Raw genomic sequence first — 5,987 nt, forward strand, 5'->3', positions numbered from 1 at the left:
AAGCAATACGCCGTAGGGTACGTCCGTCATCAGCTGACGATGCACTGCTTGCTCAAAGGCCTCACGCAAGACTGCAGGCTCTACGTTGTGCCCCCGCGTGGCTTCATGCTCACGCCACGGCTTACGGTAATAGCGGCGCAGGCGCCCGTCGACGCTGTCATAGACATGGCCCGGCGGGAACGGTGCGACATCGTGACAAATGCCGACCAATGCTTTCATTTCTGAGGCGACGCAAAGACGGCCCTGGCTGTCATGCCCCCAGTACAGTGGACAAACGCCGACCGGATCACGGGCGATCAGGTAACGCTGCGCATCGCCGTCCCATAACGCGAACGCGAAGATGCCATTGAGCTTGTCGACAAAATTGGCACTATCGTCCGCGTCGCGATAAAGCGCATTGATCACTTCACAGTCGGAGCCTGTAGTGAAATCGTAGCCACTGGCTGCGCGTAACGCACGATGGTTATAGATCTCGCCGTTGACCGCCAGCGCCAAGGCGCCGTCGCGCGACCGCAACGGTTGCGAACCGCTGGCCGGATCGACGATGGCCAGACGCTCGTGCACCAGGATTACCCCGGCGTCGACGAAGACGCCGCTCCAGTCCGGCCCGCGATGGCGCTGTCGCTGGGACAGCTCCAATGCTTGTTGGCGCAAGGCAGCCAGATCGTCGCCCGGCTGTATATCGAACATCCCGAAGATCGCGCACATGTCGAACATTTCCCTTTGGTTGGCGTTGCGTTGGAACCAAAAAAAAGGGCCCGCGCTTGGCGGGCCCTTTTTGCGTGTGTCGCTGACTTTTCTCTCGTCTACACGCCGGCCCACCCGTCGATGCGGGGATTATTATTGACGTTGTTATTATTCAGGCCGGCCGCGGTCGTGCAGGCACCCGCCAGAATGGCGTCGATGAACTGCAAGCTGGCGGGGTAGCGGGTCATGGAGCCAAGTTCACCACAGGTTGTGCGCCGCCGCAAGAGGGTTGGACATCAATTCGAGCATCAGCTCGCTTCGGCAATCCAGGTGCGGGCTTCGGGCATCTCAGCGTTAGTGAAAAGCCTGAACTCGCAAGGCATGGCAAAACCAAACATCTTGCACATAGTGCGGATCCAGCTCACATCCGATACCACCGCCACCCTGTCCCAGCCGGTGATGTGGCGGAAGCCCAGCTTCAGGTCGTCCCACATGGCACCCGCGTCGAAACCGGTGAAATCATTGGCAACGTGGAAGAGCACTCGCAACTTCCGGTTCAAGGCAAAAGCCGCCTCGATATCCGGAATGAGTACCGTCTCGTAGTCATTAGCGGTAACTTGGCCGTGCGCACTGAAGCCAAGTACGCCGGCAGGAAGGTCGGATAGTTGCACGATCATGGCTCAACGACCTCAGTGGTGGCCCGGCTTTATACAAGCGTCTTGACTGTTCTGACGAAAGCTAAAGTTTGTGAAGGGGTGCGCAACAATAGTATCGAGAGAGGTCGGCCACTATGCGGCCTGTGTAGCTACATCACGTCGACGGTCCACTTCAAAGGCCACCCTCAATTCGGAGTAAAGCTAAGCGTTCAGTTCCTTGATTGCCCTACAGGATGGTTATGCACAGATAGCGAGGGCACGTTCTACGATGAAAAGCCCTCCCCTTTATCTTGGTCTTAGCTGCAGGTCCAATGGCGATACCGCTGCGGTCACCGCCAGGATAAAAACCACACTAACCGATAACGACGGCATAAAGACATCGGGAAAGCGCGGTCTCCCTTGCCTTCCGAAAAACAGGCAGCAAGCAACACCTGCGATTTTTGCAAATTCCGTCTCTATGCATACCGATAGTGGCGAAGAGCCGACTGAGTGCGGTAATGAAGCCTCGTTGCTGGCGTCAGGCCGGCTCGATGTGCCGCAACAACAGCCGCACGCTTTCCCTGCCCTGCCAGTCGTTGATCGTCAGCTCATAAGCGGCACGCAAGCTACCTGGTGGCGGAGTACCGTCGTAGGCATTGAACATCACAGCCTCGTGCACGAAGCCGTCGCGTGGATCGCGTAGGCTCAGGCGCAGATGTTTTTCGCCCATGGTCTTCCATTGCACGCATTCGAACAGATTGTCGAATAACGGCTCCGGGAATGCCTGCCCCCAAGGAGCGGCATAGCGCAACTGGCGCGCCAGATCCAACGTAAATGCACCAGGCGGTAATTCGCCATCGGTAAAGAGCATCGCTTTGAGCGCTTCTTCGCTCAAGTTTTCTCGTGCAACGGCGTCGAAGGCTTCGGCAAAACGCGGATAGTCGACGGCTTTCAGGCTCAACCCTGCCGCCATCGCATGGCCGCCAAAGCGCTCGATCAAGCCCGGATGGCGGGCATCGATCAAGGCCAGCGCATCGCGCATGTGAAAACCGGCGATCGACCGCGCCGAACCGCGCAGATCTTCCTGACTATCCTCGCTGGCAGGCGCGAAGGCAATCACCGGTCGATGCAGCCGCTCTTTGAGCTTGGAGGCGACCAGGCCTACCACGCCGGCGTGCCAGCTCGGTTCATACAAGGCGACACCGACCGCATCCGTGTGCATCGCCTGCCCTACCATCGCCTCGGCCTCGGCAACCATCGCCGCTTGCAGATCGCGTCGCTCCTGGTTGATCGCGCTCAGTTGCTGCGCATAACGCCTAGCAAGGCCCGGATCGTCGGTGAGCAGGCACTCGACGCCGATGCGCATGTCTTCCAACCGCCCCGCCGCGTTCAGCCGCGGCCCGATGGCATAACCCAGATCGCTGGGACAAAGCGTGGCCAGGCTGCGTTGGCTGGCCTCGACCAAGGCGACGATGCCCGCGCAGCCACGACCGCTACGCAAACGCTTCAGCCCTGCCTCGACCAGCACACGGTTGTTGTAATCGAGCGGCACCAGATCGGCGACGGTGCCCAGCGCAACCAGATCCAGCAGCACCGAAAGATCCGGCTCCTGCCCGTCGCCGAATGCCCTGAGCTCGCGCATGCGTGCACGCAAGGCCAGCAACAGATAGAACATCACGCCGACACCTGCCAACGCCTTGCTCGGAAAGCCATCGCCGGCCAGGTTCGGATTGACGATCGCATCGGCCTGCGGCAACTGCTCGCCAGGCAGGTGATGGTCGGTCACGATTACATCGATACCCAACGCCTTGGCCGTCGCCACCCCGGCGACACTGGCGACGCCGTTGTCGACCGTGACAATCAGGCGAGGCTTGGGCTGCAACGATTCGACCAAGGCCGGACTCAGGCCATAACCATGGACGAAGCGATTGGGTACGGCGTAATTGACATGCTTTGCGCCGAGCATGCGCAGGCCGCGCATGGCCACTGCACTACCGGTCGCGCCATCGCAGTCGTAATCGCCGGCAATCAGGATCGACCGATCGCCGGCAATGGCTTCGATCAATAGTGCAACGGCCCTATCCATGCCGCCTAGCGCCTGTGGCGGCAGCATGCGGCTCAACCGATGTTCGGCCTGCATGGGATCGAGCACTCCGCGTGCGGCGAACACCCGCTGCAACACCGGATGCACGTCGTGCCCCCAACCGGTCGGCTCGCCCGGCAAGCCGCGTCGCTGCAAATGCAGGCGCGCGGTCATGCGCGCCTGCGCCAGACGCGCAGGCGATGCCAGGGCCGATGCAGCAAGCGCTCGCCACTGGCAAAGTCGAGCGCAATGGGTCGTGAACGGATCAGCGGCGCAAGCGCAACCCACCAATCCCGAGCGATCGCTTCAGCCGGCAGGTCCTGCAGGTCGATCAATGTGCCTGCCCCTGCCGCGGCCAACCGATCTGGCGTGCGCGCATGTACGGTCACACCTGCGCGCTGCGCCAGCGCCGCCAGCAGTATGTCGTCGCCGACCACGGCGCTCAGGCGGCTGCGTATGCCGGCCGGCAAGCAGCCGCCGCCCCAGAGCCAGACGCTGTTGATCGGTGGCAAGCCACGCTCACGCCTGGCCCGATTGACAGGATGCTGGTGCAAGAGAATCTGTGCCTCATTGAGCAGCAAACGCCAGCGCTTGCCGGCTGCCCCTGGCGGAAGGTGCTCAAAAACATCCTCGCCCAGGGCTTGCTCCGGCGCGGCGAATACCGGTAGCTCAGTGTCGGGCGGCAGTCGCAAATGCCAACGATCGGGCGTGGAAACGACCAGCGTCATACCGGCTTCGGCAAACACCGCCAACAGCGGCTCGGCCAACGCCTGCGCCTCGTCGGGTGTCAGGCCCAATTGCCCACATGCCAGCAACCGGGCGCCATTGAGGTCCGGTTGCACCCAGGCGGGATCCGCGCTCAACCAGAGCGCATCGGCAGCATCGCCAACCAGAGCCTGCCGCGTCAGCGCCGCGGCAGGCAATTCGCTACCGGTCTCGAAATAGCCGGCCAGCCCCGCCAGGTAACCTCGCGGGCCCGGTTCCAGAACATCGGCACGTGCGGTCAAGGCGCGCACGGGATGATCGCGATCGAAGCGCGACAGATCCGGCAGCCACCAGCATACGGTTTCCACGGCGGTCTCGCGCATCGTCTTAATTTCAGGCTTCCAGTTGTTCGTAAAGCTCCAGCCATTCGGCTTCGAGCGCTTCCTTTTCGCGGCGCAGTTCCGTCTGCTGCTGTCCCAGCTTCATCAATTGTGCCGTCGGGCCATTATAGGTTTCCGGATCGGCCAGCCGTGTTTCGAGTGCCGTCAGTTCGGCATCGATCGCGGCCACGCGCGTCTCGATCTTCTTCACGCGCTGGCGTGTGGCCTTCTCCGTTTCGCGCTGCGCGGCAGCGGCACGACGGCGGTCGGCGGCCGATTCGACCGGTGCCGACGGTGCGGGGTCTTTCTTGGCTGCACTGCCGCGGGCGCGCAGCCAGCGGGCGTAGTCGTCCAGGTCGCCGTCAAAGCTCTCGACCTTGCCGTCGGCCACGCGCCAAAAGCTGTCGCAAACCATGCCCAGCAGATGACGATCGTGCGATACCAGCACCAGCGCACCGTCGAAATCGGCCAAGGCGTCGGCCAGCGCCTCGCGCATGTCCAGATCGAGGTGGTTGGTCGGTTCGTCCAGCAGCAACAGGTTGGGCTTGTCCCATGCGATCAAGGCCAGGGCCAGGCGGGCACGTTCGCCACCCGAGAATCCGTCGACCGATTCGAACGCGCGGTCACCGGCGAAATTCCAGTTGCCGAGGAAGTCGCGCAATGCCTGCGCGGGCGCGTTCGGTGCCTTGTCCTGCAAGTGATCGAACGGACTGGCGCCTTCACGCAGGCTCTCGACTGTGTGCTGGGCGAAATAACCGATCTTCAGGTCCTTGTGCGCCTTGCGTTCGCCCCCCAGGGCCGGCAGCTCGCCCACCAGGGTCTTTACCAGCGTAGATTTACCCGCGCCATTGGGACCGAGCAGGCCAATGCGCTCGCCGGCCTCCAACCGAAAGCGTACGTCGTGCAGGATGACCGCCGGAGGCTCGCCGGCGTAACCGGCCTCGACGTGCTCCAGCTGCAGCATGGAGTCTGGCACGCGGTCGGGCGCAGCAAACGCAAAGCGGAAAGGTCGCTCCGCACGAACCGCCTCGGTACCGGCAAGCTTTTCCAGCCGCTTCATGCGCGACTGCGCCTGCTTGGCCTTGCTTGCTTTGGCTTTGAAGCGGTCGATGAACGATTGCAGATGGGCTCGCTCGACCTGTTCGCGTTCGTGGGCGATCTGTTGCTGGCGCAGTTGTTCGGCGCGCAGGCGTTCGAAAGCACTGTAATTGCCGGTATAGAGCCGCGCACGCCCTTCATTGAGATGCAAGGTGTGCGAAATCACACCATCGAGGAATTCGCGATCGTGCGAAATCACCAGCAACGTGCCTTGGTAGCGGCGCAGCCATTCTTCTAACCAAAGCACCGCATCGAGGTCCAGATGGTTGGTCGGCTCGTCGAGCAGCAGCAACTCCGACGGCGCCATGAGCGCCCGAGCCAGGTTGAGGCGCACACGCCAACCGCCGGAGAACTCCTGCACCGCACGCTCGTGTGTCTCGGCGGCAAAACCTAACCCGT

Annotated in this window: 5 protein-coding genes and 1 pseudogene; all 6 read right to left on the bottom strand. The window is 62.1% G+C overall.

The window, feature by feature from the left end:
- Window positions 1-708: pseudogene (gene asnB, locus VIM98_RS17785) on the bottom strand (asparagine synthase B); the annotation flags it as partial.
- Between the two features lie 98 nt (window positions 709-806).
- On the bottom strand, window positions 807-935 hold the full coding sequence (locus tag VIM98_RS17790; protein WP_331994441.1) for a hypothetical protein: 129 nt from the start codon (window positions 933-935) through the stop codon (window positions 807-809).
- A 60-nt stretch (window positions 936-995) separates the two neighbouring features.
- The gene (locus tag VIM98_RS17795; protein WP_331994442.1) at window positions 996-1,364 is read right to left on the bottom strand and encodes an STAS/SEC14 domain-containing protein; all 369 of its coding nucleotides are present in this window, start codon (window positions 1,362-1,364) and stop codon (window positions 996-998) included.
- A 496-nt stretch (window positions 1,365-1,860) separates the two neighbouring features.
- The gene (recJ, locus tag VIM98_RS17800) at window positions 1,861-3,579 is read right to left on the bottom strand and encodes a single-stranded-DNA-specific exonuclease RecJ (RefSeq protein WP_331994443.1); all 1,719 of its coding nucleotides are present in this window, start codon (window positions 3,577-3,579) and stop codon (window positions 1,861-1,863) included.
- On the bottom strand, window positions 3,576-4,493 hold the full coding sequence (locus VIM98_RS17805; protein WP_331994444.1) for a phosphoglycerate mutase: 918 nt from the start codon (window positions 4,491-4,493) through the stop codon (window positions 3,576-3,578). Before VIM98_RS17805 ends, recJ begins: the two co-directional genes overlap by 4 nt.
- A gap of 10 nt (window positions 4,494-4,503) precedes the next feature.
- Window positions 4,504-5,987: ABC-F family ATP-binding cassette domain-containing protein (locus VIM98_RS17810; protein WP_331994445.1), on the bottom strand; the 1,484-nt coding region annotated here is incomplete at its 5' end.

The organism is Dyella sp. (genome assembly GCF_036568765.1).
GTDB lineage: Bacteria > Pseudomonadota > Gammaproteobacteria > Xanthomonadales > Rhodanobacteraceae > GSA-30.

Coding starts and splice junctions, on each gene's coding strand:
- recJ (WP_331994443.1), bottom strand. CDS start 3,579: ATGACCGCGCGCCTGCATTTGCAGCGACGCGGCTTGCCGGGCGAGCCG.
- VIM98_RS17795 (WP_331994442.1), bottom strand. CDS start 1,364: ATGATCGTGCAACTATCCGACCTTCCTGCCGGCGTACTTGGCTTCAGT.
- VIM98_RS17790 (WP_331994441.1), bottom strand. CDS start 935: ATGACCCGCTACCCCGCCAGCTTGCAGTTCATCGACGCCATTCTGGCG.
- VIM98_RS17805 (WP_331994444.1), bottom strand. CDS start 4,493: ATGCGCGAGACCGCCGTGGAAACCGTATGCTGGTGGCTGCCGGATCTG.